Origin of the sequence: Roseovarius sp. D0-M9 (genome assembly GCF_037083805.1) — a bacterium.
Lineage (GTDB): Bacteria > Pseudomonadota > Alphaproteobacteria > Rhodobacterales > Rhodobacteraceae > Roseovarius.
In genome coordinates, this window is the sequence record NZ_JBAPKZ010000021.1 from 28,454 (window position 1) to 54,841 (window position 26,388).

General features: G+C 64.7%; 30 protein-coding genes. 16 read left to right on the forward strand and 14 right to left on the reverse strand.

Translation table 11 applies throughout. The features are described 5' to 3' along the window. Positions 1 to 68 precede the first annotated feature (68 nt). Positions 69 to 1,028 carry a GlxA family transcriptional regulator gene (locus V8352_RS13985; protein WP_336424914.1) on the forward strand — a complete coding sequence of 320 codons (960 nt, stop codon included), beginning with the start codon at positions 69 to 71 and terminating at the stop codon, positions 1,026 to 1,028. A 60-nt stretch (positions 1,029 to 1,088) separates the two neighbouring features. Continuing rightward, entirely contained in the window at positions 1,089 to 1,322 is a 234-nt protein-coding gene (locus V8352_RS13990; RefSeq protein WP_336424915.1) for a hypothetical protein, read from the forward strand. On the opposite strand, the gene V8352_RS13995 is transcribed toward V8352_RS13990, so the two are convergent. The 7 genes from V8352_RS13995 to V8352_RS14025 all read right to left on the reverse strand — a co-directional run bounded on the left by V8352_RS13995 (position 1,286) and on the right by V8352_RS14025 (position 6,497). Next, positions 1,286 to 2,404 (reverse strand): beta-ketoacyl-ACP synthase III, encoded by a 1,119-nt coding sequence (locus V8352_RS13995; RefSeq protein ID WP_336424916.1) that lies wholly within the window; start codon positions 2,402 to 2,404, stop codon positions 1,286 to 1,288. The two genes, V8352_RS13990 and V8352_RS13995, sit on opposite strands and share 37 nt — an antisense overlap. A gap of 3 nt (positions 2,405 to 2,407) precedes the next feature. Further along, positions 2,408 to 3,361: a 2-hydroxyacid dehydrogenase gene (locus V8352_RS14000; RefSeq protein WP_336424917.1), complete on the reverse strand. Its 954-nt coding sequence runs from the start codon at positions 3,359 to 3,361 to the stop codon at positions 2,408 to 2,410. Then, on the reverse strand, positions 3,358 to 3,699 hold the full coding sequence (locus V8352_RS14005; protein ID WP_336424918.1) for a tRNA-binding protein: 342 nt from the start codon (positions 3,697 to 3,699) through the stop codon (positions 3,358 to 3,360). The genes V8352_RS14000 and V8352_RS14005 overlap by 4 nt, the downstream gene beginning before the upstream one ends. Beyond that, complete coding sequence (gene proC, locus V8352_RS14010; protein WP_336424919.1) at positions 3,692 to 4,507, reverse strand: pyrroline-5-carboxylate reductase; 816 nt, start codon at positions 4,505 to 4,507, stop codon at positions 3,692 to 3,694. Before proC ends, V8352_RS14005 begins: the two co-directional genes overlap by 8 nt. Positions 4,508 to 4,549: 42 nt before the next feature. Further along, positions 4,550 to 5,050: a YbjN domain-containing protein gene (locus V8352_RS14015; protein ID WP_336424920.1), complete on the reverse strand. Its 501-nt coding sequence runs from the start codon at positions 5,048 to 5,050 to the stop codon at positions 4,550 to 4,552. A gap of 351 nt (positions 5,051 to 5,401) precedes the next feature. After that, on the reverse strand, positions 5,402 to 5,701 hold the full coding sequence (locus tag V8352_RS14020; protein WP_336424921.1) for a hypothetical protein: 300 nt from the start codon (positions 5,699 to 5,701) through the stop codon (positions 5,402 to 5,404). A gap of 544 nt (positions 5,702 to 6,245) precedes the next feature. Continuing rightward, positions 6,246 to 6,497, reverse strand: coding sequence for an accessory factor UbiK family protein (locus V8352_RS14025; RefSeq protein WP_336424922.1), 252 nt, complete (start codon positions 6,495 to 6,497; stop codon positions 6,246 to 6,248). A gap of 149 nt (positions 6,498 to 6,646) precedes the next feature. Between V8352_RS14025 and lgt the strand changes: the two genes are divergently transcribed. From lgt to V8352_RS14050, 5 genes are all read left to right on the forward strand, one after another. Next, positions 6,647 to 7,543 carry a prolipoprotein diacylglyceryl transferase gene (lgt, locus tag V8352_RS14030; RefSeq protein ID WP_336424923.1) on the forward strand — a complete coding sequence of 299 codons (897 nt, stop codon included), beginning with the start codon at positions 6,647 to 6,649 and terminating at the stop codon, positions 7,541 to 7,543. Further along, a complete protein-coding gene (locus V8352_RS14035) occupies positions 7,540 to 8,604 on the forward strand; it encodes a class I SAM-dependent methyltransferase (protein ID WP_336424924.1) in 1,065 nt (354 codons plus the stop codon). The genes lgt and V8352_RS14035 overlap by 4 nt, the downstream gene beginning before the upstream one ends. 10 nt (positions 8,605 to 8,614) lie before the next feature. After that, positions 8,615 to 9,370 (forward strand): peptidoglycan editing factor PgeF, encoded by a 756-nt coding sequence (pgeF, locus tag V8352_RS14040; protein ID WP_336424925.1) that lies wholly within the window; start codon positions 8,615 to 8,617, stop codon positions 9,368 to 9,370. A 262-nt stretch (positions 9,371 to 9,632) separates the two neighbouring features. After that, entirely contained in the window at positions 9,633 to 9,794 is a 162-nt protein-coding gene (locus tag V8352_RS14045) for a hypothetical protein (protein WP_336424926.1), read from the forward strand. Between the two features lie 22 nt (positions 9,795 to 9,816). Continuing rightward, on the forward strand, positions 9,817 to 10,620 hold the full coding sequence (locus tag V8352_RS14050; protein WP_336424927.1) for a Hint domain-containing protein: 804 nt from the start codon (positions 9,817 to 9,819) through the stop codon (positions 10,618 to 10,620). Positions 10,621 to 10,630: 10 nt separating this feature from the next. On the opposite strand, the gene V8352_RS14055 is transcribed toward V8352_RS14050, so the two are convergent. After that, positions 10,631 to 11,131: an Lrp/AsnC family transcriptional regulator gene (locus tag V8352_RS14055; protein ID WP_336424928.1), complete on the reverse strand. Its 501-nt coding sequence runs from the start codon at positions 11,129 to 11,131 to the stop codon at positions 10,631 to 10,633. A gap of 215 nt (positions 11,132 to 11,346) precedes the next feature. Between V8352_RS14055 and trxB the strand changes: the two genes are divergently transcribed. The 4 genes from trxB (at position 11,347) to V8352_RS14075 (ending at position 15,370) form a co-directional block, all read left to right on the forward strand. After that, entirely contained in the window at positions 11,347 to 12,366 is a 1,020-nt protein-coding gene (gene trxB / locus V8352_RS14060) for a thioredoxin-disulfide reductase (protein ID WP_336424929.1), read from the forward strand. Continuing rightward, the gene (locus tag V8352_RS14065; RefSeq protein ID WP_336424930.1) at positions 12,356 to 12,682 is read left to right on the forward strand and encodes a ribonuclease E inhibitor RraB; all 327 of its coding nucleotides are present in this window, start codon (positions 12,356 to 12,358) and stop codon (positions 12,680 to 12,682) included. The genes trxB and V8352_RS14065 overlap by 11 nt, the downstream gene beginning before the upstream one ends. After that, positions 12,679 to 13,479, forward strand: coding sequence for an MBL fold metallo-hydrolase (locus tag V8352_RS14070; protein ID WP_336424931.1), 801 nt, complete (start codon positions 12,679 to 12,681; stop codon positions 13,477 to 13,479). Before V8352_RS14065 ends, V8352_RS14070 begins: the two co-directional genes overlap by 4 nt. Before the next feature lie 175 nt (positions 13,480 to 13,654). After that, positions 13,655 to 15,370: a bifunctional sulfate adenylyltransferase/adenylylsulfate kinase gene (locus V8352_RS14075; RefSeq protein ID WP_336424932.1), complete on the forward strand. Its 1,716-nt coding sequence runs from the start codon at positions 13,655 to 13,657 to the stop codon at positions 15,368 to 15,370. 234 nt (positions 15,371 to 15,604) lie between these two features. Here V8352_RS14075 and V8352_RS14080 read toward each other — a convergent pair whose 3' ends face one another. The 3 genes from V8352_RS14080 to V8352_RS14090 form a co-directional block, all read right to left on the reverse strand. Further along, positions 15,605 to 16,474, reverse strand: coding sequence for a hypothetical protein (locus V8352_RS14080; protein WP_336424933.1), 870 nt, complete (start codon positions 16,472 to 16,474; stop codon positions 15,605 to 15,607). Between the two features lie 129 nt (positions 16,475 to 16,603). Continuing rightward, entirely contained in the window at positions 16,604 to 16,831 is a 228-nt protein-coding gene (locus V8352_RS14085; RefSeq protein ID WP_336424934.1) for a DUF1150 family protein, read from the reverse strand. A gap of 21 nt (positions 16,832 to 16,852) precedes the next feature. Beyond that, positions 16,853 to 17,272: an Hsp20 family protein gene (locus tag V8352_RS14090; RefSeq protein WP_336424935.1), complete on the reverse strand. Its 420-nt coding sequence runs from the start codon at positions 17,270 to 17,272 to the stop codon at positions 16,853 to 16,855. A 172-nt stretch (positions 17,273 to 17,444) separates the two neighbouring features. On the opposite strand from V8352_RS14090, the gene V8352_RS14095 reads away from it, so the two are divergent. The 3 genes from V8352_RS14095 (at position 17,445) to V8352_RS14105 (ending at position 19,307) form a co-directional block, all read left to right on the forward strand. Next, on the forward strand, positions 17,445 to 17,669 hold the full coding sequence (locus tag V8352_RS14095; protein WP_336424936.1) for a YdcH family protein: 225 nt from the start codon (positions 17,445 to 17,447) through the stop codon (positions 17,667 to 17,669). A gap of 83 nt (positions 17,670 to 17,752) precedes the next feature. Then, positions 17,753 to 18,241 carry a 5-(carboxyamino)imidazole ribonucleotide mutase gene (gene purE / locus V8352_RS14100; RefSeq protein ID WP_336424937.1) on the forward strand — a complete coding sequence of 163 codons (489 nt, stop codon included), beginning with the start codon at positions 17,753 to 17,755 and terminating at the stop codon, positions 18,239 to 18,241. Next, complete coding sequence (locus V8352_RS14105) at positions 18,234 to 19,307, forward strand: 5-(carboxyamino)imidazole ribonucleotide synthase (RefSeq protein ID WP_336424938.1); 1,074 nt, start codon at positions 18,234 to 18,236, stop codon at positions 19,305 to 19,307. Before purE ends, V8352_RS14105 begins: the two co-directional genes overlap by 8 nt. Positions 19,308 to 19,311: 4 nt before the next feature. Here the strand turns inward: V8352_RS14105 and rnr are convergent, their stop codons facing one another. Genes rnr through dapE form a run of 3 tightly spaced genes read right to left on the reverse strand, consistent with a single transcriptional unit; the run spans position 19,312 to position 23,364 of the window. Then, the gene (gene rnr / locus V8352_RS14110) at positions 19,312 to 21,576 is read right to left on the reverse strand and encodes a ribonuclease R (protein ID WP_336424939.1); all 2,265 of its coding nucleotides are present in this window, start codon (positions 21,574 to 21,576) and stop codon (positions 19,312 to 19,314) included. Between the two features lie 51 nt (positions 21,577 to 21,627). Continuing rightward, positions 21,628 to 22,209 (reverse strand): TIGR04282 family arsenosugar biosynthesis glycosyltransferase, encoded by a 582-nt coding sequence (locus V8352_RS14115; protein WP_336424940.1) that lies wholly within the window; start codon positions 22,207 to 22,209, stop codon positions 21,628 to 21,630. 3 nt (positions 22,210 to 22,212) lie between these two features. After that, positions 22,213 to 23,364 carry a succinyl-diaminopimelate desuccinylase gene (gene dapE, locus V8352_RS14120; RefSeq protein ID WP_336424941.1) on the reverse strand — a complete coding sequence of 384 codons (1,152 nt, stop codon included), beginning with the start codon at positions 23,362 to 23,364 and terminating at the stop codon, positions 22,213 to 22,215. A gap of 304 nt (positions 23,365 to 23,668) precedes the next feature. Here dapE and V8352_RS14125 point away from each other — a divergent pair, with 304 nt between their 5' ends. Together V8352_RS14125 and V8352_RS14130 are read left to right on the forward strand one after the other, a co-directional pair. Next, positions 23,669 to 25,255 carry a Hint domain-containing protein gene (locus V8352_RS14125; protein ID WP_336424942.1) on the forward strand — a complete coding sequence of 529 codons (1,587 nt, stop codon included), beginning with the start codon at positions 23,669 to 23,671 and terminating at the stop codon, positions 25,253 to 25,255. Next, the gene (locus V8352_RS14130; protein ID WP_336424943.1) at positions 25,255 to 26,337 is read left to right on the forward strand and encodes a Hint domain-containing protein; all 1,083 of its coding nucleotides are present in this window, start codon (positions 25,255 to 25,257) and stop codon (positions 26,335 to 26,337) included. Before V8352_RS14125 ends, V8352_RS14130 begins: the two co-directional genes overlap by 1 nt. Positions 26,338 to 26,388 lie beyond the last annotated feature (51 nt).

Sequence of the window (26,388 nt, forward strand, 5' to 3'; positions counted from 1 at the left end):
CAGCTCTGACGTGTGTCAGCTCTGAATCAGATATACCGCGCATCCTAACGCTGGCCTTGGCGCCCATGATGCAGTATCAGACAGGAATGATGCAGGAATGGACAAAACCGCAGGGCGCCCCCACGACAATCGGATTCGTGCTCTTCGACCGGTTTTCCAACCTGTGCCTTGCCAATTGTCTGGAGCCGCTGCGCGCCGCGAATTTCGTCAGCCGGACCGCGCTTTTCGAGTGGCGCATCACCACGCTCACCGGCGAGCCTGCGCGCAGCTCGAGCGGTATGCAGGTGCTGCCGCATGACGCGCTGGGGCGGATGGAGCGCTGCGATTATCTATTTATCTTAGCAAGTTACGATCACATCCGCCATGATACGAGCGCCGCGCGCAAGGCGCTGCGCGCCGCGTCCAAGCGCGCCGGCAGCGTGGTGGGGATGGATGCGGCGCCTTGGCTGATGGCGTCGGCGGGCCTTCTTTCGGGGCGGCGCGCGACGCTGCACTGGGATCTTCAGGACGCCTTTGCCGAGCGATTCCTCGATGTCGAGGTCGAGCGCGCGCGTGTGACGCGCGACGGGCCGGTCATCACCTGCGCAGGCGCGATGAGCGCGCTCGATCTGATGATGGAGTTGATCGCGCATCACGGCGGGATGGCCGCGCGCCTCGATGTCGAGGACCAGTTCATGCACGGCAGCGATACCTCGGCGACGCCGCCACAATCGGACAAGCTGGTGCAGGCCGCACTGGCGCAGATGCGCGCCCATGTCGAGCGGCCCCTGCCACTGGAGACGATCGCAGAGCGCCTGCATTGCCAGCCCCGCACGCTTGACCGCCATTTTCGCCGCGCCCTCGGCGCGCCGCCGGGCACGGTCTATCGTCATTTGCGCCTGTCGGAGGCGCGCAAACTGCTGGACAGCACGGCTCTGACCGTGGGCGAAATCGCGGTGCGCTGCGGCTACGAATCGCCTGCTGCGATGGCCCGCGCGATGCGCCATCGCTATGGCGCTGCGCCCTCGGTGCTGCGGGCGGGGGCCTGAGAGCAGCGGAACGCCAGAGGCGCACGGAACGTTGTCATCGCAGGGCAAGGAGTTGACACCATGGACAAGCTATTGGTCTTTCTGACGCTTCTCAGCGGCACGGCGATTTCCGGCGCGCTGATCGTGATGTGCTTTGTTCTGGGATACACGTCGTTCTGGGCCATTCTGGCCTCAATCGTTGCGGCCTTCAGCATTGCATGGCCGGGTGCGCAAATCGCCGTTCAGGGCCTGCGCGCGGCAAAGCAGCAGCGCGACGATCAGGCCCGCTCGACCAAGACAGACCCCACCGAATAGCCCGCGCCGAAGGAACAGATCATGCCCTTGGCGCCCGGCGGCAGGTCATCGCTGTGCTGCGAAAACGCGATGATGGACCCCGCCGAGGACGTGTTGGCGTAGTTCTGCAAGACGTTCGGCTGCTCGTCCGGCGCGGCATCGCGCCCCAACACCTTGCGCCCGATGAAATCATTCATGCCCTTGTTCGCCTGATGCAGCCAGAGGCGGCTGAGCGTGCTGGCGCTTGTTTCCGCCTCGTCCAGATGACCGGCGATATGGCTCACGACCAGTGGCAGCACTTCCTTGAAGACGCGGCGGCCATTTTGCATGAACTGCATGTCGCGCCGGTCCCCCATCTGGCCATGGGCGCGGCGCAGGAAGCCGTCATTGTTGCGGATATTGTTGGAAAATTGCGTCGCGCAGCGGGTGCTGTGGATGCGAAAATGTGGCCCTTGGGCGCGCTCTTCGGGTTCGATCATGACGGCTGTGCAGACATCGCCAAAGATGAAATGGCAGTCCCGGTCGCGCCATTCCAGATGCGCGCTGCATATCTCGGGGCTGACCACGATGGCGCAGTTTGCGCCGCCCGCGCGCATCATGTCCGCTGCCGCCTTGATCCCGAAGGTGGCGGACGAGCAGGCGACATTCATGTCGAAGGCAAACCCTTGCGCGCCCAGAAGGCTCTGAATTTCCACGGCAATCGCTGGGTATGCGCGCTCGTGATTGGAAGCGGCGCAGATGATCAGATCGACCTCGCGCGCGCTGCGCCCCGCCTGCGCCAGCGCCTTGTGGCAGGCGTCCAGCGCCATTTCGGCCATCAGGCTGGGCTGATCGTCCCTACGGGGCGGCAGGCGCGGGTGCATCACCTCGGGGTCGAGGATGCCGGATTTCTCCATCACGTAGCGCTGATGGATGCCCGACGCGCCGGCGATGAACGCGCTGCTGGAATGGACCTTGGCCGCGACCCTGCCCGCGTCGATCGCTGCCGCGTGATCGGCGTTGTAGCGATCGGCATAGGCGTTGAACGCCGCCACCAATTCATCATTGGTGATGGTATGGGGCGGCGTGAAAACGCCGCTCCCGGTGATGGCGGGCGTGCCCACGGCCTAATTCACAGCGTTGGGCGGCGTCTCACCCGCAAAGAAAGCGCGCAGGTTTTCAATCGCAAGCAGGCCCATCGCCTCGCGCACCTCCAGCGCGGCAGTCCCCAGATGAGGCAGCAGCACCGCGTTTTCCAATGCCATCAGGGCGGGCGGCACCTGTGGCTCATGCTCATAGACATCAAGGCCTGCGCCGGCGATATGGCCCGATTGCAAGGCCGAGATCAGCGCCGCCTCATCCACCACGTCGCCGCGCGAGATGTTGATGAAATGCGCATGGCTCTGCATCGCGTCAAAGGCATCCGTCCCGATCAGGTGGTGCGTATCCGCCCCGCCCGGCACCGCCACGACGACAACATCGGCGCGCGCGGCAAGGGCCGCGATGCTCTCCATACGCTCGGCAGGCAGGTCGAGCGTCTTTTCCGAGCGGTTCTGATAGATCACATCCATACCGAAGCCATGATGGCAGCGCCGCGCAATCGCCTGCCCGATGCGTCCCATGCCGATTATGCCCACCGTCTTGCCCCCCAGATGCAGGCCCAGCATCTGCGTCGGGTGCCAGCCCTCCCAGGCATTGCCGCGCACCATGCGCTCGCCCTCGCCCGCGCGCCGCGCGCTCATCAGCATGAGGGTCATGGCGATGTCGGCGGTGGCGTCGGTGACGGCGCCGGGGGTGTTCGTCACGGTGATGTCGCACGCGCGGGCAGCAGCGACATCGATATGGTTGTAGCCGACGCCGAAATTGGCCAGCACCTTGCAACGGTGCCCCCCTGCCTCGAAAATTCCCGCATCGAAATTGTCGCGCAGGGTCGGCAAAACGCCATCATAGAGGGCAAGCGCCGCGCGCATCTCGGCGGGCTTCATCGGCAGAGTGCTGGCGCGCACCTCGACGTCGAAATGCGTCTCGGCGGCGGCGATCACGCTATCGGGCAGGGGCCGGGTCAGGAAAACGCGGCTCAATGCATTCGCCCCCCGATGGGCACGTCCTGATCGGGGGCCAGCAGCACGATCTCGCCGTCCTCATCCGCGACGCCCAGCACCAGAACCTCGGACATGAAGGGGCCGATCTGGCGCGCCGGGAAATTGACAACGCCCATCACCATGCGGTGCAGCAGCGTCTCGGGCGTGTAATGCTTGGTCACCTGCGCCGATGTCTTGCGCTCGCCGATCTCGTCACCGAAATCGATCCATATCTTGATGGCGGGCTTGCGCGCCTCGGGAAAGGGTTCGGCCCGGACGACGCGGCCCACGCGAATGTCCACCTTGAGAAAATCGTCGAAACTTATGTCCTCAGCCATCCTTCAGCTCCCGCGAGCGGTTGGCGGCGGCGCCGACCGTGCGGCGCATCAGGCTGGGCAGGCCGTTTTCTTCGTCCATCAGCACATCGAGGCCCGCCTGCGTCGTGCCGTTGGGGCTGGTCACGTTGACGCGTAGCTCAGTGGGCGTTTCCTTGGCCTCTTCGGCCAGCGCGCCCGCGCCTGCGACCGTCGCTTGGGCCAGTTGCATCGCCAGTTCAGGCGACAGCCCCTCGGCCTCGCCTGCCTTGGCCATGCATTCGATCATGTGGAAAACGTAAGCCGGACCCGAGCCCGAGACGCCCGTGACCGCATCCATCTGGTCCTCATCCTCAAGCCGGACGACCTGACCCACGGCCTTCAGCAGCATTTCGGCCAGATCAAGCTGTTCGTCACTGGTGTAGGAGTTGCCGATGATCGAGGTAATGCCCCGGCCCACCGCTGCGGGGGTATTGGGCATGGCGCGGATGATCGGGCTTTGCGCGCCCAGCGCATCGGCGAAGGCCGTCATCGGCGTGCCTGCCGCGACCGAGATGAAGAGTGTCGGCCCGTTGCCCATATCCTGAAGACTGGGCAGCGCATCACCCATCATCTGCGGCTTGACCGCGATCAGAACGATGCCCGGTGCGGCAGGCAGATCGCCGTTGATGGCGACGCCGGTGGATTTCACCCAATCGGACGGCTTGGGGTCGACCACCCAGACCGACGATGGCGGCAGGCCGCCATTCAGCCAACCCTCCAGCATCGCACTGCCCATCTTGCCACAGCCCAGCAGCACGAGGCCCTTTTCGGCCACAAAATCCATATCCATAACTCAATCCCTTTCGCCTGTTTTCAGGTTCAGGGGGCGAGGTTACGCGCGGCCATACGCCTCTGCAATGGCAACCTGCATCGCATCACGCGGCGTGCGGTCTCCCCAGACGACCAGCTGGAATGCGGGATAGTAGCGCTCGGCGCCCAGCACGGCGGCAGTGATGATGCCGTCGATCTGCTCGGGCGAGGCAACCTGTCCGCCGGACAACAGCAGGCCATAGCGATAGACCATCAGCTTTTGCTCGCGCCAGTAGGTAAAGGCGCCAGCCCAGCACTGATCGTTGATCTCGTTCAGGGCCTCGAAGAGTGCCGGCAGTTTTTCGCCGGGAGGGTCCATTTCGAACGTGCAGACCATGCGCAGCGTCTCGTCATGCGCCGACCACGCCAGAGTGACCGAGTAGGTGCGCCACTGGCCCTTAACAGCCATCGCGATCTGATTGTCGCCAACGCGATCAAATTGCCAGTCATTATGTTCGGCGAGATTTTCGACCATGTCGATCGGGTGAATGTCGTCTGACAGGAACTCTTCGGACAATGCCATGTCGTCACCTTTGGGTTCGCTCCGGCGGAGGGGATCTGGCGCCCCCAAACACTGGATGACTGCTCAAGTGGATGGGGTTTCGCCCCATGCCGTTACTAGATATGGTGAGGCACACAAGCCCACCTGTAAAGCAATTTGTTGGGGATAACCGCAATAAGTTGTGGACGGAATGTGCCAGCCCGCTAGATCGCGCGCGCCTCACTACCAATGGTCAGCTTGGCGATCGGTGTGCAGCCCTGAAGCGTCACGCCGCAGACCTCAGGCATCGACCAGCAGCGCTGCGCGCGCAGCGGTTCCATGCATCACCGCGCTCCACCAGAGCTATGATTCAGGGATTTGCGGCGAAAAGCGTCAGTCGCCCGCCTTGGGGTGCGCATCCTGACCTTCAGCATCCAAGGCATGCGCGCCAGCCGCCATGGCGCCGAACTCTTGCGTCCGAGAGCCAAGCCGGCGAAGGCAAGCGCTCAGAAGGCCCATCTCGTCCAGTGCCGTCAGATCCTCGACCAGACTGTCCAGAGTGCGGCTATAGGCAATGATGGCCGCGTCGCGCCGCAGCTTGTCAGGCGAGTCGCGCGTAATCAGGCGCAGCGCACGGAGCCGTGCAAGACGATCCTGCACGGCGCGCACGTGGTTGAGAGCCCGTTGATTCATTCCTGACGCCTCTCATCCATGAAGGCCGCGCAGCGTGCGATGAGTGCGGGCCGAAGTGCCGGGCAAGACTGTGATCGGGACGCTGATCTGGACGCTTGGGGAAGCACCGAATGGGATGCTGTCAGACAAGACACCCTTTCGTGCGCGGCCAAACATCTCATGGCAGAACCCCTTTAAAAAACACACTTTTAAATAGTAAACTGCGGATATGTGACCGCGAGCACCCAAGGTGTGGAACTTTGGCCGCCTCGTCAATGCATATCACGCGCGCAGGTTCTTGGCCATCGTCAGGCTCTGGGAAGGCAAATACTTGCCAACATCAAAGCTGGCAAATCCTAGCGAGATACAGTGTGCGGATCCTTGCCTGCACCCGCCTTGGATGCGCCGCCTTGGGCATCCACCTGCCGCAGCTCCGGTATCACCTCAATTTGCCAATTGCGCGGGGCGCGAAGCATCAGACGAGGACCGGTGGCCAAGCAAGCCACCCCAATGTGCTCGAAGCGCCGGCCGAGGCCAGCGCCGGCACTCAAACCTTCAGACAGGTTCAGCGGCGATCCCCCGCCGCCTCCATCGCGTCCAGACGCGACTTGAGCGCCTCATTCTCTTCGCGGGCCTTCTGCGCCATGGCACGCACTGCGTCGAACTCCTCGCGCGTTACGAAATCGCGATCGGCCAACCAGCGGTCCACCATCGAGGACATCGCCGTCTCAGCCTCCTGCCGCGCGCCTTGGGCCACGCCCATCGCGTTGGTCATCAATTGCGAGATGTCGTCCATCACTTTGTTGCGAGTTTGCATGTCTTTCTCCCCGGAATGGTGCGGCTACTGCCGCGTGTTGCGTTCAATATGGGCCGCGCAGGCGCCAATCTCAAGATGCGGGCGAACCCGAGCGGCAAGATGCCCGAACCCCGTTGACTTCCCCCCTCCGGCGCGGCCATGTCATCGCCATGATAGCCAGCATCCCCTTCCCGAACGTCTCGCCCGAGCTTTTCACCATTTCCGTCTTCGGGATGGAATTTGCGCTGCGCTGGTATGCGCTGGCCTATATCGTCGGCATCCTCATCGGCTGGCGGCTGGTGCGGGCCACCGTGTGCAAGACGGCTCTATGGGGCAAGGACGGCCCTGCGATGACGGCCAAGCAGGTGGAGGATCTGCTGTTCTGGGCTATCCTCGGCGTAATTCTGGGCGGGCGTCTTGGCTTTGTCCTATTTTACCAGCCCGCCTATTACCTGTCGCACCCTGCCGATATCCTGCAGGTCTGGCAGGGCGGCATGTCGTTTCACGGCGGGATGCTGGGCGTGCTGGTGGCCTGCGTCGCCTTTTCGCTGCGCCACGGGCTGCGTGTTCTGTCGGTCGGCGATCTTGTTGCCATGGCGGCGCCCATCGGGCTGGCGCTGGGGCGGGTCGCCAATTTCATCAACGCCGAGCTTTGGGGGCGGCCCACGGATCTGCCGTGGGGCGTGATCTTTCCGGGGGCCGCCGCGCAGGACTGCCCGGATGTGGTGGGTCTGTGCGCGCGCCATCCCTCGCAGCTCTATGAGGCGCTGCTGGAGGGGGTGTTGCTCGGCGCCGCCCTTATCTGGCTGGCCTATCGGCGCGGCGCGCTCAAGACACCGGGCCGCATTGGCGGGTGGTTCCTTGTCGGTTACGGCGCCGCGCGCTTTGCAGTCGAGTTCGTGCGTCAGGCCGACGCGCAATTCTGGTCACCGGAAAACCCAATGGGCTATGCGCTGCAACTGGGCGGCGGGCTGGGCCTGACCATGGGGCAGATCTTGTCCCTGCCGATGATCGCGGTCGGGCTACTCCTGCTGGCGCGGGCGAGGCGGGCGCGCCCGGCCCAATGACCCAGCTTGCGCGCCTTTTGATCGCGCAGATTGATGCAGACGGCCCGATGACGCTGGCCGACTACATGAGCGCCTGCCTGATGCACCCAACGCACGGCTATTACGCCACGCGCGACCCATTGGGCGCGGCGGGCGATTTCACGACCGCGCCGGAAATCAGCCAGATGTTCGGCGAGTTGATCGGCCTCTGCCTTGCCCAGACATGGCTGGATCAGGGCGCGCCAGCCGCCTTTGCACTCGCCGAACTGGGCCCCGGACGCGGCACGCTCATGGCGGACATCCTTCGCGCGACCCGCGCTGTGCCCGGCTTTCACGCCGCGGCCGAGGTGCATCTGGTCGAGACATCTGCCGCCTTGCGCGCCGTGCAGGCCAAGACGCTCGACGGGCATACGCCCCGGTGGCACGCCGGGGTCGAGACGCTGCCTGACCTGCCCCTCTTTGCCGTGGCCAACGAATTTTTCGATGCGCTGCCGATCCGGCAGGCCCAGCGGAGCGGCGACAGCTGGCGCGAGCGCATGGTGACGCGCGACGGCGAGCGCCTGACCCTTGCGCTTAGCGCGCCCACGCTCCTGCCGATGCTGGCGCACCGGCTGGAGGATACGGGCGAGGGCGATATCGTCGAATTCTCGCCTGCCGCCACCCGCATCACCACCGATCTGGGCGCGCATATCGCCGCGAGGGGCGGTGCCACGCTGATCGTGGATTACGGCGATTGGCGCAGTCTTGGCGATACGTTTCAGGCCCTGCGCGCCCATGCGCAGGCCGATCCGTTCGGCGCGCCCGGGGAAGCCGACCTGACCGCGCATGTCGATTTCGAGGCGCTGGCGCTGGCCGTCGCACCCGCGCGCTATACCCGGCTGACCGCGCAGGGCGTCTTTCTCGAGCGGCTCGGCATCGCGCAGCGCGCACAAAAGCTGGCCGAGGCGCTGAGCGGGGAGGCGCGGGTCGCCCATGTCGCTGCACATCGACGCTTGACCCACCCATCGGAAATGGGGACGCTCTTCAAGGTGATGGCGCTTTATCCCGAGGGTGCCGCGCCACCGCCCGGATTGCTTGCTTGAGAGGGGGGTCATGACGCTCGAAATTCTCACAGCCGACAGCCTCGCGCCCCTGCGGCACGGGTTTTTCACGCGGCGTGGCGGGGCGTCATCGGGCATCTTTGCAGGTCTCAATTGCGGTCACGGGTCCAGCGATCAGCGAGAGATCGTGGCGATCAACCGTGCCCGCGTGGCCGAGGCGATGGATGTGCCGCCGGACCATTTGCAAACCGTGCATCAGGTCCATTCTGCGGATGTCGCCGTGCTGGACGCGCCCCTACCCGAGCGGCCCCGCGCCGATGCCATGGTGACGCGCACCCCCGGCATCGCCCTCGCCATCCTGACCGCCGATTGCCAGCCCGTCCTCTTTGCCGATGCCAAGGCCGGCGTGATCGGCGCGGCACATGCGGGCTGGCGCGGTGCGCTGGACGGCGTGCTGGAGAGAACGGTGGACGCGATGGAGGGCCTCGGCGCGGCGCGCGCGGATATCGCCGCTGTCATCGGCCCCTCGATCAGCCAGGCCGCCTATGAGGTCGGCGCAGACTTCGTGGCCGCCTTCATCGCGCAGAGCGCCGATCATGCGCGCTACTTCGCCCCCGGTGAGAACGGCAAGATGCAATTCGATCTGCCCGCCTTCGGCCTCGCGCGGCTGCGCGCCGCAGGGGTCGGGCGCGCGGAGTGGACCGGCCATTGCACCTATGGCGACGAGACCCGGTTTTATTCCTACCGCCGCACGACCCACCGGGGTGAGGCCGATTACGGCAGGCTGATCGCGGCCATTCGCCTCTAAGCTGGGGGCACCGCAAACGCGCCTCAAATCAGCCCCGATTGCACGCATTCCGGCTCGAGCCTCGCGGCATCGCCTGTCTCGGCAAGCGCATCATCCACCATGAATCAGCACGTTTGGACCGCCGCCTGATCGCCGGAGCGTTTTTGGCGCTCCGGGCCGCAAATGTCACATGCCTGCCCCAACAAGGCCGCAAACCGCTGGCAGTTTCATCCTTCGAGATAGCAACCAGATCCGCAGAGCGGGCACCCGCAGGAGACATGACATGACGAGCACGAGCAAACCGCAGAAGCGTTGGCTGGCATCCGCCCTCAAAAGCGCCTCTGGCAACGTCCCCGCCCTGCCGTTCCAGCGCGGCCAGCGCAAATCCATGGCCGCGCGGATGACCCCGGTTCAATCCAAGGCCCGCGCCCTGCGCAGCGCCTGAGCTCCTCCGGACAGCGCACTTCATGGTCTATACCCCCTCAAACCTCGGCCTGACCCGCACATTGCGCGCCGACAGCAGCGCGCCCGGCGATCTGCATCATGGCGATGACGGCCCGGCCATGCGCGGCGGCGGCGCAAGCGCAAGAATGCGCACCTGCGAAATCAGCTACCTGCGGAGCGATGCACGCATCGGCTTTGAGCAGCACTCGATCCCGCCGCACCCTGTGTTTGACGGCGCTTTCTCGGCCTTTGCGCGCGGCACGCTCATCACGACCACGCGCGGCCCCGTCGCGATCGAGGATCTTGACCCCGGCATGAGGGTCGTCACGAACGAGCGTGGTCCCTCGCCCATCCTTTGGATCGGGCGGATGACATGGCAGGCCAACCGCAACGAGGCGCGCCCCGAAGGCGCGCGCTTGACGCGCATCCAGACCGGCGCACTCGGTCTTGGTCGCCCTCTGGCCGATGTTCTGACTGGCCCCGGCGCGCGCACGCTCCAGCGCGCGGACGGCTGGCGGGGCAGCGCGCATGCGGACCAGACGCTGCGGCCCATCCACGACATGATCGACGGAACGCATGTGATCGCGCTCAGCCCGCCGGGCGATGTGGAGCTCTTTCATATCGCGCTGCGCCGGCACGCAACGATCACCGCCGCTGGCCTTGCCGTCGAGACGTATCATCCCGGTCCGGGGTTCGAGAACCAGCTGACATATCAGCAGCTTTCGCTTTTCATGCGGCTTTTTCCACATATCCTGCGCCCCACCGATTTCGGCAGCTTGGCGCACCCCCGCGCGCCACTCCACCATGGGGGCCGCGCCATCGCGTGACGCGCGCGCCTCAGGCGTCGCGGGCCAGCCGCGCTTCCAGAATTTCAAAGGGCACGCCCGGCTCATCCTTGGCACCACGAATGACAAGCGCGGTCTTGACACTGGCCACGTTGCTGGCCGCTGTCAGCTCTTCGGTGAGAAACCTCTGGAAGGTGCTCAGGTCCGGCGCCACGCATTTCAGGATGAAATCCACCTCGCCGTTCAGCATGTGGCACTCGCGCACCAGCGGCCATTCACGGCAGCGCGCCTCGAAGGCGCTCAGATCCGCCTCGGCCTGGCTTTGCAGCCCGACATTGGCAAAGACCTGCACTTCGAAGCCCAACTCGCGCGGGTCTACATCCGCGTGATACCCACGGATAAACCCCGCCTCCTCCAGCGTGCGCACCCGGCGCAGGCACGGCGGGGCGGAGATTCCGACGCGCTTGGCAAGTTCGACATTGGTCATCCGCCCATCGGCCTGAAGCTCGGCCAGGATTTTGCGGTCGATCGGGTCCAGACGGGTCGTGGCCATACTGCTTCAGCTCTCATTCGATTTCGCGATTGTTATATCAGCCGCGCCGGTTTGCGCAACAATCATGCGCAGGCGCGCAAGATCGTTGCGCGTCATACCCCGGCCTCGGGAGGGGATGCAACCCCTTGCACCATCCCTGCCAGCCGGGGGTTTCGCCGGGGCGCGCCGGGGTCTATATGACCTGCACACGACGACAGCTTTGAGAGGGCGCGCATATGGCCGGCACGAAAAAGACCAAGGTTCTGATCATCGGCTCCGGCCCGGCGGGATATACCGCCGCCGTCTATGCCAGCCGCGCGATGCTGGAGCCTGTTCTGGTGCAGGGGATCGAGCCGGGTGGCCAGCTGACCACCACCACCGAGGTCGAGAACTGGCCGGGCGACACCGAGGTGCAGGGCCCTGACCTGATGGTCCGGATGGAGGCGCATGCCAAGGCCATGGGCTGCGAGATCATCGGCGACATCATCAGCAGCATCGACTTTTCCAAGCGCCCCTATGTCTGCCAGTCCGACAGCGGCACTGAATATGTGGCTGAGGCGATCATCCTGTGCACCGGTGCGCGCGCCAAATGGCTGGGCCTGCCCAGCGAGGAAAAGTTCAAGGGCTTTGGCGTGTCGGCCTGCGCCACCTGTGACGGATTTTTCTATCGCAATCAGGAAATCGTCGTCGTCGGCGGCGGCAATACGGCGGTGGAAGAGGCGCTCTTCTTGACCAATTTCGCGTCCAAGGTGACGCTGGTCCACCGCCGGGACGAACTGCGCGCTGAGCGTATCCTGATCGACCGCCTTGAGAAGAACCCCAAGATCCATCCCCTCTGGTTCCACGAGCTCGATGAGGTCTATGGCACCGATGCGCCGCTCGGGGTCGAGGGCGTCAAGGTCAAGCATACCAAGACCGGCGAGATCACCGACATCCCAGCCAAGGGCGTCTTTGTCGCCATCGGCCACGCGCCCGCGAACGAGCTGGTCAAGGATGTGCTCGAGACGCATATGGGCGGCTATGTCGTGACCAAGCCGGACAGCACCGAGACGTCCCTGCCCGGTGTCTTTGCTGCGGGCGATCTGACCGATCACAAATACCGCCAGGCCGTGACCAGCGCCGGAATGGGCTGCATGGCCGCCCTGGAGGCCGAGCGCTGGCTGGCCGAGCATGGCATGGCCGAAAACGAGGACGCGGTGAACTCCGATCCTGCACTTCAGACGGACCAGACCGCCAAGGCCACGCATGACGCATGATTTCGCGGCCCAGAAGGCCGAAACCTATGCCGTCTGGGCCGAAATAGCCGAAGCGGCCGATCTGCCTGACGTGGCCGATATCGACTATGCCTTCGTCGCCGAGCCCGCCGCCGATTGGGAGGCCGCCGAGGCCGCCCTGAACGAGGCCGGTTTCGAGACCGCGCGCACCCCTGATGAGGATGGCACGCTCTACCTTGCTGCCTGCCTGCCCGATCAGCCCGCGACGGCGATGTCCGTCTGGCTGGGCGAGGAGGCATCGACGCGGCTTGTCCTGCCCCACGGGTTTCTGCCCGACGGATGGGGGTTCGAAGGATGAGCGCACAGGAGTGGTACAAGCTGCAAGAGATCGCGCTGGGCGTCACCGCCATAGGCGAGCCGCGCTATCACCAGCAGAACTGGAGCTATCTGATCTGCGGCACGGACCGCGCGCTGCTGTTCGACACCGGATCCTATTACGGCACGATGCCGCCCGTGGTGGCCGGCCTGACCGATCTGCCTTTGACCGTGCTGCCCTCGCATATGCATTACGACCATCTGGGCAACATCCTTGGCTTTGACCGGATCGTTCTGCCCGATCTGCCGGTGCTGCGCGCTTGCGAGGCAAATGGCGAGGTGACGCCCACCGACACGCTGTTCCTCGGGGACCGCGAGGATCGGCAGGCCCCGACATTTCCCGTCGCCGAATGGCTGAAGCTTGATGCGATGATCGACCTCGGCGGGCGCCAGTTGCAACTGGTCCACACGCCCGGCCATTCGCCGGACAGCGTATCGCTATGGGATGCACAGGCGGGTCTCTTCTTTGCCGCCGATTACCTTTATCGCGGCGCGCTTTATGCGCAGGTGCCGGGGGCGTCACTGGCGGAGTATCTTGGCACCGCCGGGCGGCTGGCGACAATGCTGCCGCGCGACACACGCATCCTAGGCGCGCATGGCGATGCGCCGGACGAGGCATCGGCAGAGGCACCCGTGCTGGGCGCGGCCATTCTCGACCGCCTTCTGATGTGCCTGACCGATGTGATGACCGCGCCGCCCCCCGCACCGGGCGAGGTGCATCGCGCATCTGTTCAGCCGGGGGTCGAGCTCTTGGTAAATTCTGACGCCATGGGGCGGTGATCGCCGAACGGATGCGGCCCTGCCGCGTCACTTTGCGAAAAAACTGTCCTTTCGAGCGCAAAACCAGCCTCTTTGCTAGACTTTGGCCACATTGGCGCGCTACTCGGCGCCCAGACGGCCGTGCGAGCGCCGTGAAGAAACCGCATCCCGGCCGGCAATTTTCGAAAGTGATCCCATGACCAACATCAACAACCTCACGCCCATTCCCGAACTCTACGTCAGCTATGAGTCGGCGCAAAAGCTCAAGGCAGAGGCCGGTGACCTGGTCAGCCTCGATCTGACGCCGCGCCAGATCTGCGATCTGGAACTCTTGATGAACGGCGGCTTCAACCCGCTCAAGGGATTCCTGAGCGAGGCCGATTACGATGGCGTGGTCGAGAACATGCGCCTTAGCTCGGGCGCGCTCTGGCCCATGCCGATCACGCTCGATGTCAGTGACGCCTTTGCCGAAGCGCTGGAACTGGGCCAAGATATCGCCCTGCGCGACCAGGAGGGCGTCATCCTTGCCACGATGACCGTCACAGACCGCTGGACGCCTGACAAGGCACGCGAGGCCGAAAAGGTCTTTGGCGCCGATGACAGCGCGCATCCGGCCGTCAACTACCTGCACAACACGGCGGGCAACGTCTATCTGGGCGGGCCGGTCACCGGCATTCAGCAGCCTGTGCATTACGATTTCCGCGCCCGCCGCGACACCCCGAACGAGCTGCGCGCCTATTTCCGCAAGCTGGGCTGGCGCAAGGTCGTCGCGTTCCAGACGCGCAACCCTCTGCACCGCGCACACCAGGAGCTGACGTTCCGCGCCGCCAAGGAAGCGCAGGCCAACCTGTTGATCCATCCCGTCGTCGGCATGACCAAGCCGGGCGATGTCGATCACTTCACCCGCGTGCGCTGCTACGAGGCCGTGCTGGACAAATACCCCGGATCGACCACCGCGATGTCCCTGCTGAACCTGGCCATGCGCATGGCCGGCCCGCGCGAGGCGGTCTGGCACGGCCTGATCCGCGCCAATCACGGCTGCACCCACTTCATCGTGGGTCGCGATCACGCGGGCCCCGGCAAGAATTCGGCAGGCGATGATTTCTACGGGCCCTATGATGCACAGGACCTCTTCCGCGAGTATCAGGACGAAATCGGCGTCGAAATGCTGGATTTCAAGCACATGGTCTACGTGCAGGAGCGCGCCCAATACGAGCCGATGGACGAGATCGAGGACAAGGACGATGTCACCATCCTCAACATCTCGGGCACCGAGCTGCGCCGCCGCCTGCAAGAGGCTCTTGAAATCCCCGAGTGGTTTTCCTTCCCCGAGGTGGTGGCCGAGCTGCGCCGCACCCGCCCGCCGCGGGCCAATCAGGGCTTTACCGTGTTTTTCACCGGCTTTTCCGGGTCAGGCAAATCCACCATCGCCAACGCGCTGATGGTCAAGCTGATGGAGATGGGCGGGCGCCCGGTGACGCTTCTGGATGGCGACATCGTGCGCAAGAACCTCAGCTCCGAGCTGGGTTTTTCCAAGGAGCACCGCGACCTTAACATCCGCCGCATCGGCTATGTCGCCAGTGAGATCACCAAGAACGGCGGCATCGCCATCTGCGCCCCCATCGCGCCCTACGCCGCCACCCGCCGCGCCGTGCGCGAGGACGTCGAAAGCTTTGGCGCCTTCGTCGAGGTGCATGTCGCCACCTCGCTGGAGGAGTGCGAGCGCCGCGACCGCAAGGGGCTGTATAAACTCGCCCGAGAGGGCAAGATCAAGGAATTCACCGGCATTTCCGACCCCTATGACGTTCCCGAAACGCCCGAGCTGCGGGTCGAGACCGAGAATGTCGATGTCGATAACTGCGCCCATCAGGTCATTCTCAAGCTGGAACAGATGGGACTGATCGCCGGGTGAGATTGAAAAAGGGGCCGCGCTGAAGAGTGCGGCCCCTTCTTCGTGTGGTGTGGCGATTTTTATGTGGTGTGGCGGGCCAGTCTGCGGGGTCATACCGGAATTTTGCAGCTAAACTTGGGTTGCTACATCCGCGATCAGCTTCTTCGCAGCGGCCACCAATTTGGTGTTGTTCCTTGCGGGCCTGCCGTCGGGGAGAAGGATCACGTCTTCCAGCTTTGCGCTCTAGCCGCCCACTCAGCAAATCTGCCCCAACACCGCGCGCGCCGCACGCCCGTAGAGATCGCCATACTCCGCTGCCACCTCCCGCACCCCGTCCAGCCTGGCCGCGCGCGCCTCGAAATCCTCTTCCGAGGCTGCTGCCATTGCGGCCATGAGCTCGGCCTCGTTCTCGCAAACGATCATGCCGGACGTGTCGAAGAAATCCCCGATATTGGGGCAGCCCCAATAGATCGGCACGCAGCGGCACAGGATCGCGTCCACCAGCTTCTCGGTAAAGTAATTCGGCTCGCGGACGTTCTCGATCACCACCGAATAGCGATAGGGCGCGAGGCCATCGGCCTTGGCCGCAAAGGGCGTATGTCCGCGACCCATCACGTCCAGATCCATTCTCTCGGTTTTTGCCCAGGCCGCAACCGCATGGCGCATCCGGTGCCCTTCCTGCGAGCGTTTATCTGACGCGATCAGGGACATCATCCGGCTCTTGGAGACATCCAGACCCCGCCATTCGGGCACCCAGGTGCTGCCAAAGGGGAAAAACACGCCATTCGGGATATCCAACAGCAGCGCCGCATTATGGCTCAGCACCTTGTAGAACCGCCCGTGCGAGCGGCGTAGCGACTTCAACTGCCCGCCATGGATCGCCTCGGGCTCCAGCACCATGATCGACACGCGCGCACGGACGCCAAAACCGGGGCGCCAGTGCAGTGATTTGCGCGGAAAGACGATCAGGTGGTCGCGCGGCTCCAGATCGGCCAGCGTCTGCCCTGCGATGCCCTCGGGCGCGCCCAGCGGCCAGATCAGCCGATCCAGCGGGATACCGCCCGGGCGCAGCCCCAGCTTCATGTCGTGGGGCAGGACCGCCACCTTGGGCGCAGGCTGGGACATCACATCGCTCCGCAGGAAAAACCGCCCCTCCCTTACGCAGAAAGGCGCGCACCGGCAACCTGCCCGTGCGCGCCCCTCCCTTCATCTTGGCAAAAATACTCATCCGGTGCCAGCCAGGGGGCACCTGCGTCAGTGCACCGTCACAGGGTCCAGATCGTGCTGGCGCGCCAGAACAAATGCCATCTTGCGGTCGCTGACCAGCGCCAGGCGCTCGCCTTCCTCGCTGTGAACCGCGTAGAGCGTGGTCAGATCGCCGACCTGGCTCTGCACGTCTTCGGGCAGATCCTCGACCGCGACCGAGCGGACATAGGCGATGCGATGGCCCGCCTCATGCGGGAATTCAAATTCGGTATCCATGATATTGCCTCCTTCAGACGGCTATTGGCTCCGTTTGTTTATCGTTATCGTTTGAACAACTGTCTCGGGCTGTGCCCGCGTCAAGTCGATATGCAAAAGTCCGTTCTCCATGATCGCCGCGCCCACCTCCACGCCATCCGCCAGGACAAAGCTGCGCTGGAACTGCCGCGCCGCGATTCCGCGGTGCAGAAAAACCCGCTCGCCCATGTCCGCGCCCTGCCGTCCACGGATCACCAGCTGGCGATCCTCGACCGTGACCGACAGATCCTCCTCGCCAAAGCCTGCGACGGCCAGCGTGATGCGGTAGGAGTTGTCGGAGGTCTGCTCGATGTTGAAGGGTGGATAGCCCTCGTTGCCGGATTTCGCGCTACGCTCCAGCAGCCGTTCCAGCTGATCAAAGCCCAGCATATAGGGGTGCGCCCCCAGCGTCAGTTTCGTCATGTGCCACGTCCTTGCGTCAAGCGACTGGTCAAATTGGCCCCGTCCCATGCATCGGCGGCGGGGCCTTGAGTGAAATATGGGCGCTCAACGGCAGGGGCGCAAGGGCTAGGCGCAGGGCAGGTTTGCGCGTATTATCCCCTGACACATCCTTGATCTCAGGAATCATGCCCCGATGAACGCCTATAGCGAACTTGCGATGAAATCAGACGACGTCCTGCGCGTCGAGCTTGAGCAGTTTCGCCGCCAGCATCGCGATCTGGACGAGGCAATCGAGGCGCTGGAGGAGCGCAAGGTGCGCGATCCGCTGACCGTCAAACGGCTCAAACAGCAAAAATTGCGCCTCAAGGATCGCATCGCCTATATCGAGGATCGCCTGCTGCCCGATATCATCGCCTGAACGCCCTTTTTGGTGCATGGCGGTGGTGGACGGCCCCTGCCCGCCCGCCTATGGTTCGCGCCTGAATCACTGGGAGGCGCGCAATGCCTGAAGTCACGGTCGGGATCATCATGGGCAGCCAGTCGGACTGGTCCACGATGAAGGAAGCGGCAGATATCCTGGACGCGCTGGAGGTGCCCTACGAGCTGCGCATCGTCTCGGCCCATCGCACGCCCGACCGGCTTTGGGCCTATGGCGCCGAGGCGGCGGGGCGCGGCCTCAAGGCGATTATCGCGGGCGCGGGCGGCGCGGCGCATCTGCCGGGCATGATGGCCTCCAAGACCCGTGTGCCGGTCATCGGCGTGCCCGTTCAGACCAAGGCACTCTCGGGTGTCGATAGCCTGTATTCCATCGTTCAGATGCCGCGCGGCTATCCGGTCGCCACCATGGCCATCGGCGCGGCGGGGGCGGCCAATGCGGGCCTCATGGCCGCCGCCATCCTTGCCAATGACGATGCTGCGCTGGCTGGGCGGCTCGAGGACTGGCGCGCCGCCCTGTCGGCCTCGATCCCGGAGGAGCCCACCAATGACTGAACCCCTCGGAACCGGCGCGACCATCGGCATTCTGGGCGGTGGTCAGCTTGGCCGCATGCTGTCGGTGGCGGCCTCGCGCCTTGGCTTCAAGACCTGCATCTTCGAGCCGGGCGAGGGCTGCCCCGCCTCCCATGTCGCAGATCGCCACATCGCCGCGCCCTACGAGGACGAGGGCGCGCTGCGCATCTTTGCGGATGCCTGCGACGTCATCACCTATGAGTTCGAGAATATCCCCACCTCGGCGCTGGATATTCTGGAAGACCTGCGCCCCGTCCATCCCAACCGTGCGGCGCTGCGCGTCAGTCAGGACCGGCTGGTAGAGAAGGCGTTTCTCAATGATCTGGGCCTGAAAACCGCGCCCTTCGCGGCCATCGACGACGGTGTCGACATCACCGAGGCGATGGCCGAGATCGGCCTGCCCGCAATCCTCAAGACCCGCCGCTTTGGCTATGACGGCAAGGGGCAGGTGCGGCTGAAGGATCCGAACGACGCCGAGGCCGCACTGGCCGATATGAACGGCGCGCCCAGCATCTATGAAGGGTTTGTCGATTTCACGCATGAGATTTCGGTGATCGCCGCGCGCAATGCGGCGGGGGACGTCTCGGCCTATGATCCCGGCCAGAACGTGCATGAAGAGGGCATCCTGCGCACAACGACCATCCCCGCCAAGCTGACGCCCGCACAGCGCAGCGACGCGGTGCTGATCGCCGCGCAGATCCTGAACAGGCTGGATTACGTCGGGGTCATGGGGGTCGAGCTGTTTGTCACGCCCAAGGGCCTCATAGTAAACGAGATCGCGCCGCGCGTGCATAATTCGGGGCATTGGACGCAGAATGGCTGCACCGTCGACCAGTTCGAACAGCATATCCGCGCCGTCGCGGGCTGGCCCTTGGGCGATGGCAAGCGACATTCCAACGTGGTGATGGAAAACCTGATCGGCGACGATATGGACGTGGTGCCGGATCTGGCGCGCGACGGCGCGTGTGCGCTGCACCTCTATGGCAAGGCCGAGGTCAAGCCGGGCCGCAAGATGGGCCATGTCAACCGCGTGACCGGGCCCGCGTAACGCCTTAGCTGCGCCGCTTGCGCTCTACCTTGCGTGCGGTTTTCGCGGTCTTCTTCTTGGCTGCGCCCAGCTTGCGCTTGGGCGGTTTGCCGCGGCTGCGGCCCCTGCCGCCCCCTTGTGGCATTTCCTTGCCCTCGATGCTGATCAGCTCCAGCGCGATGCCGCCCGTCACCGGCGCGGCCTCGGCCAGCTTCACCGTCACCCGCTGGCCCAGCGTGACGATGCGGCCCGAATCCGCGCCCATCAGCGTCGCGCTATCGGCGTCGAAGTGGAAATACTCATGCCCGATATTGCGCACAGGGATCAGTCCATCGGCGCCCGTCTCGTCCAGCCGCACGAAGGCGCCGAACTTGGCGACACCGCTGATGCGGCCAGTAAACTCCTCGCCCACGCGCTCGGACAGGAAGGCGGCCAGATAGCGGTCATTGGTGTCCCGCTCGGCCATCATGCTGCGCCGCTCGGTGTCGGAGATATGCTTGGCAGTGCCCTCCAGTTGATCCTCCTCGTAGGGCGCAAGGCCGTCATCGCCCCAGCCATGGGCCGAGATCAGCGCGCGGTGCACGATCAGGTCCGCATAGCGGCGGATGGGCGAGGTGAAATGTGCATAGGATTTCAGCGCGAGGCCGAAATGGCCGAAATTTGCAGGTGCATAATACGCCTGCGTCATGGCGCGCAGCGTGCTCATGTTGATCTGCTCGGCATGGTCGGTCCCCGCAGCCCCATGCAGCAGCGCGTTGAGATGCGCGGTGCGCAGCACCTGCCCCTTGGCCAGCACCAGCCCCGCCGCCTCGGCCACCTCGCGCAGGCTGTCCAGCTTGTCCTCCGCCGGCTCCTCATGGACCCGGTAGAGAAGCGGTGATTTTCGTTCGGCCAGCGTTTCGGCAGCCGCGACATTGGCCAGCACCATGAATTCCTCGATCAGCTTGTGCGCATCAAGGCGTTCGCTGAAATTGACGCTCAGAACCTTGCCCTCTTCGCTCAGCACCACCTTGCGCTCGGGCAGGTCCAGATCGAGGGGCTGGCGCGTGCCGCGCGCCTGTTTCAGCGCCGCATAGGCCGCATAAAGGGGCCGGATCACGTCATCCATCATCTCGGCGCAGCGCGCGCTCGGATCGCCATCCATCGCCGCCTGCACCTCCTGATAGGTCAGCGACGCGCCAGAGCGCATGATGCCCCGGTGAAAGCTCTGGTCCAGTTTCTGCCCGAATTCGTCGACGCGCATCCGAACCGCAATGCAGGCGCGCGGCACCCCCTCGTGGAGCGAGCATAGATCGCCCGACAGACGGTCAGGCAGCATCGGCACCACGCGGTCGGGGAAGTAGCTGGAGTTGCCACGCTTGCGCGCCTCGGCGTCCAGTGCAGAGCCCGGCGTGACGTAATGGGCCACATCGGCGATGGCGACCCAGATCACATGGCCGCCGGCGTTATCCGGCGCGTCGTCAGAATGGGCATAACAGGCGTCATCATGATCGCGCGCATCCGAGGGGTCGATCGTGACCAGCGGCAGGTGGCGCAGATCCTCGCGGCCCTTCAGGCCCGCAGGCTTTTGCGCGTCGGCCTCGGCGATGACATCATCGGGAAATTCGTCCGGGATGCCGTGCTGATGAATGGCGATCAGCGACACGGCGCGCGGCGCCGATGGATCGCCCAGACGCGAGGTGATGCGCGCGCGCGGCAGGCCCATGCGGCCCTTTGGCCCCGCGGCCTCGCCCTCGACCAGCTCGCCGTCCTGCGCGCCCCCGGTGGCGGTGGCATCGACCTGCCATTCCTTGCCCATCCCCTTGTCGATGGGCAGGATGCGCCCGCCCTCGGTGCCCTTGCGGTAAATGCCCAGCACCTTGGAAGGGTTATACCCAATGCGCCGGATCAGCCGCGCCTCGTAATGATGCGCCTCGCCGCGCACGGCCTGAAGCCGCGCCAATATGCGCTCGCCCTCGCCCAGCGCGGGGTCCGAGGCGCGCGGAATCAGCATGACGACAGGTTCTGCCCCCTCGCCGTGCCATTCCAGCGGCTTGGCCAATTGGTCGCCATCGGGGGTGGTGCCCAGGACTTGCAGCACGCTGACCGGCGGCAGGCGGTCCGGGTCGCGATAGGTTTTCTTGCGCTTTTCCAGATGGCCCTCGGCCTCAAGCTCCTTGAGGATGCGCTTGAGGTCGATCCGCGCGGCGCCCTTGATGCCGAACGCCTTGGCGATCTCGCGCTTGGCGCCAAGCGTGGGATTCTCGGTGATCCATTGCAGGATCTCGGCTTTGGTGGGCATCTGGTTCATGCGCTTTGCGTATCACGCCGCAATGGCGGCTGAAAGAGGCCGCAGAGCGCGCTAATGCGCCTTCGGCAGATCGGCGGCAGTATCGACATCGCGCAAGGTATCTACCAGCGCGATGCGCGCGCCCGGCAGGCTCGCCACACTGTCGTCGAGCGCGTGTTTCGTCGACCAGCGCACGCCATGCAGGAAGCCTGCGGGCATCCCGCCCACGCGCCTCAGCCCGATCAGCCAATAGCCGCCATCGGAGGCGGGGCCAAAGACGGCATCATGCGCGCCGAGCGCCGCAAAGCTGCGCGCAATTTGCGCGCGCCCGATACCGGGAATATCGCCGCCAATGATGCAGACCGGCCCGCGCGGCATCACGCGCATGATGCGTGCCATCCGCTCGCCCAGATCGCCCCTGCCCTGCGCCACGCGCGGCAGATGTGCGGGCCAGATACGGCTGGCCATGCCGTCCCGGTCAGGTGCAACCGCCAGCACCACGCGCCAGCGGGGGTCCTGAATGCGGCGCAGCAGGCGCGCTGTCTGATGGCGAAACCACCACGCGGCGGCGACCATGCCGATGCCCTGCCCCAGCCGGGTCTTTACACGGCCGGGACGCGGCTCTTTCAGCATGATGACGAGCGTCGGGCGCATACCCTAGCCGAAGTAATCGCGCAGGATGCGGCCATAGATCGCCTTGAGCTGGTGGATCTGTGCGATGCTGACATGCTCGTCGACCTGATGCATCGTCTTGCCGACGAGGCCGCATTCCACCACCGGGCAGTGATCCTTGACAAAGCGCGCGTCGGACGTGCCGCCCGAGGTGCTGAGCACAGGTGTGCGTCCCGTCTCGGCCTCGACCGCGCGCACGATCAGATCCGAAAAATCACCTGGCGGCGTCAGGAACGCCTCGCCCGAGTTCTTGACCGTCATCGCGCCGCGCGTGCCCATCTCGTCGCAGACCTTATCGAGCTGGCCTTGGAGCCACTCGGTCAGGCTGTCGCCGCTGTGCAGATCGTTGTAGCGGATGTTGATCGTCGCGCGCACGGTTGCCGGAATGACATTGGTCGCCGCATTGCCGGTGTCGATGGTCACCACGGCCAGTGTCGAGGGGTCGAAGTGATCGGTCCCCTCATCCAGCGTATGGTGGCTGATCCGGTCCACCAGCCGGGCCATGGCCGGCAGCGGATTGATGGCGCGGTGGGGATAAGCCGAATGACCCTGCTTGCCCGTAATCGTGACCCACGCGCTCAGCGAGCCGCGGCGCCCGATCTTGATCATGTCGCCCATTTCCTCGGGGCAAGTCGGCTCGCCCACAAGGCAGACGCTCATCGCCTCGCCCTTGTCCTTCATCCAGTCGAGGATCGCGGCGGTGCCGTCCAGCGCGTCGCCCTCTTCATCGCCGGTAATGGCGAGGATCACGGCGCCATCTGGGGGCGTTTGTTGCACAAAATCCACGGCCGCGGCGGCAAAGGCTGCAACACCCGATTTCATGTCCGTCGCGCCCCGGCCCCACATCATGCCATCACGCACCTCAGCTCCAAAAGGGGCCACCGTCCAAGCCGCCTCATCGCCCAGCGGCACAACGTCCGTATGCCCGTTGAAGCCAAAGCTGCGCGCCGCGCCCTTTTCGCCCCAACGTGCGTAAAGATTGGCAATACCGCCCCGATCGGCCCGCCAGCAGGCAAAGCCAGCCGCCGACAGCGTATCCTCCAGAAGTCCCAACGCGCCGCCCTCTTCGGGGGTGACGGACGGGCAGCGGATCAATGCGGCGGTCAGTGCGGCGGGGTCGATGGGCGTATGGGTCATGGGGCCTCGGCAAACGGGATAAATCACGGCGATGGCTACCCCGGTTGCCCTGCCTTTGCAAATTCTCAAAAAAATCTGCAAAGCGGTGCGTGAAAAAAGTTAACTTTGCGTCAAAAGATCGGTATTTCTCGAGCAATAAAAAAGACAGGCCCGAGGCAGGGCAATACGGCAGGGGTATGAGCAAGCTCTCGAAAGACGGCGAAGCGCATCATTGATGCCGCTTCAGGTGTGCGGCAGCAGAGCCTTTGGCTTCTGCCAAGCTGTGCCGTTTGTGCATGCCTCGGACCGATTTGAGGGATGACATATGGTTTCCGGCACCGAGATACCTATCAACAGAAACGCATCCGCCGAACAGATGGCGCAAGAGATGTTCGGCCCCGACGTCATCATCGAAAGCGCCACCTACACGGGCGACCGAGACAGTTCGGGCATATACTCCAACGGTGACGCGATCTCGCCCGGCGTGATGCCCGGCGATACGGGCGTCATGTTCTCGACGGGGGATCTGCGCGGCTTCACCAGCAACACCCGCTGGTGGCAGGGCGCGAACACCAGCTCGAACCAGACCACCAACTCGGATGGTCCGAATAATGTTGCCGAATTCAATGCGGCCGCAGGCGCGCCGACCTATGACGCCTCGTATATCGACGTCGACTTTACCCCATCAGGCGACATGCTGACCATGCAGTTCGTCTTTTCATCGGATGAATACCCCGAATACGCGGTCGGCGCCTTTCAGGATTTTGTTGGCGTCTGGATCAACGGCCAGCAAGTCCAGCTGAGCGTCGGGGATGGCGACATCGACCCCAACAACCTCAACGCCGGGGCCAACGGCAACCTCTTCATCGACAACACCAGCAGCCAGTACAACACCGAGATGGACGGCTTTACCGTCAACCTCACGCTCAAGATGCCGGTCATCGCGAATGAGACGAACTCGATCCGGATCGGCATCGCCGATGTGAACGATGCCAATTATGACAGCACGCTGATCATCGCGGGCGGCAGTATCCAGAGCAGCGTTCTGGCGATGGACGATGTGACCAAGCTGGACCCAGACGGATCCAAGTCGCTAGACGTGCTGGCCAACGATGTCAACAATGGCGCGGGCAGCCTGACGATCACGCATATCAACGGTCAGGCCGTAGCCGTCGGATCGACCGTCACGCTGAACAGTGGCCAGACGGTTCAGCTCAACGCGGACGGCACGCTCGGCCTTGCCGGCGATGGTGACGTCGAAGAATTCTCATTCACCTATACGGTCGAGAACGCAACGGGCGTCAGTGATACCGGCTTCGTTCTGGTCGACAGCGTGCCCTGCTTTGTCGCGGGCACGATGATCCGCATACCCGGCGGGCAAAAACCGGTCGAGGCACTGGTGCCCGGCGATCTGGTCATCACCCGCGACGAGGGCGCGCAGCCCCTGCGCTGGATCGGCAGCCGCCGCATCGCGGCAACGGGCGATTTCGCCCCCATCCATATCGACGCAGGCACATTCGGCGCCCACGGCGCGCTGGCGCTGTCGCCGCTGCACCGGGTGCTGATCCGTGACAGTCTGGCCGAACTTCTCTTTGGCGAGGGAGAGGTGCTGGTGGCGGCGCGCGATCTGGTCAATGGCACCAGCGTGCGGCGCGTGCCCGGCGGCGAGGTGGAATACGTCCATATCCTGTTCGACCGCCATCAGGTGGTCTTCTCCGAGGGGCTTGAGACCGAGAGCTTCCTGCCCGGCCCGCAAACCGCACACAGTTTCGAGGCCGAGATCGTCGATGAGATCTGCGCGCTCTTTCCGCAGATTTGCCGCGAGACTGGCGAGGGCTATAGCCCCGCCGCGCGCCGCATGCTGCGCGGCTATGAGGCGCAGCTCTTGATGGCCGGGACGCGGGCGGCCTAATGGGCTGGATCGGCATCGCCAACCATAGCGGCGGACGGTTCAACCCCGCAGGGCTGGACAAGGCGCTGCACGAGCCGCCGCAATCCCTCGACGGCTATGCCCGCGCGGGCACGATCCTGATCGATACGTATCTGTCCCCCGACGCGCGTCCGCAGACCCTGCTGAGCTTTGACAGGGCCGTGCCGGAGGGCGGCCTTCTATCGCTGAAGGTGGTGCCAACGGGCGGCATCATCCTGATCGACGCGCTGGGCGGGGACGTGAGGCACGCGGTGCTCAACCATGACCTTGACGGGCGCAGCGATCAGGTGCGGGTGCGTTATCTGTGGCGTGATGACGGGCCGGGGATGCTGACGCTCAAGCATCTGGCCAGCGGAGTGGTGCGGCGCGCTATGGTGCCACCGGGCCATCCGGTCGCGCTGGAGGATCTGCGCATGTTGACGCGATTTCCGGCGCACCGGGTGATGGACCCCGATGTCGGCTTTGTCGCCGTCTCGGACGAGGTCGAGCCCATTGGCGCCATGCCGGGGCTGACGGCCACCGTGCGCATCGCCACCCCGCGCGGCGAGGTGCCCATCGCGCGCCTGAGGCGCGGCGACACGGTGCTGACAGCGAGGGGCGAGGTTCTGCCGATCCTGCGCGTGGTCACGCAGAGCGTGCCTGCACACGGCTCCCTGCGGCCCGTGCGGCTGCGCGCCCCCTTCTTCGGCCTGACGCGCGACATCGTCATCGCACCGCACCAAAGGCTCGTCATCGGCGGCAGCCAGGTGGAATACATGTTCGGCACCGAAGCCGCGCTGGTGCCCGCGCGCCACCTCGTCAACGGCTCGTCCGCCTATCATGCGCAAGGGCCGGATTTGGTGACGTATTACCATGTTTTGCTGCCCGACCATCAGGCGATCGTCGCCTCGGGTTGCCCGGTCGAGAGCCTTTACATCGGGCGTTTGCGCCGTGATCGTGCGGCGCTGGCCGCCTCGCCGCTGGGCACTGTCGATGCGGCGCGCCTGCCCGAACATGCGCGCCCGATCTGGCCCGTGCTCAAACCGTTCGAGGCCCGCACCCTGGCGATGCACCGCGCGGCCTGAAGCCGGCGCAAGGGCATTGAGGGCGGTCCCATAATCTGAATCTCAGCTATC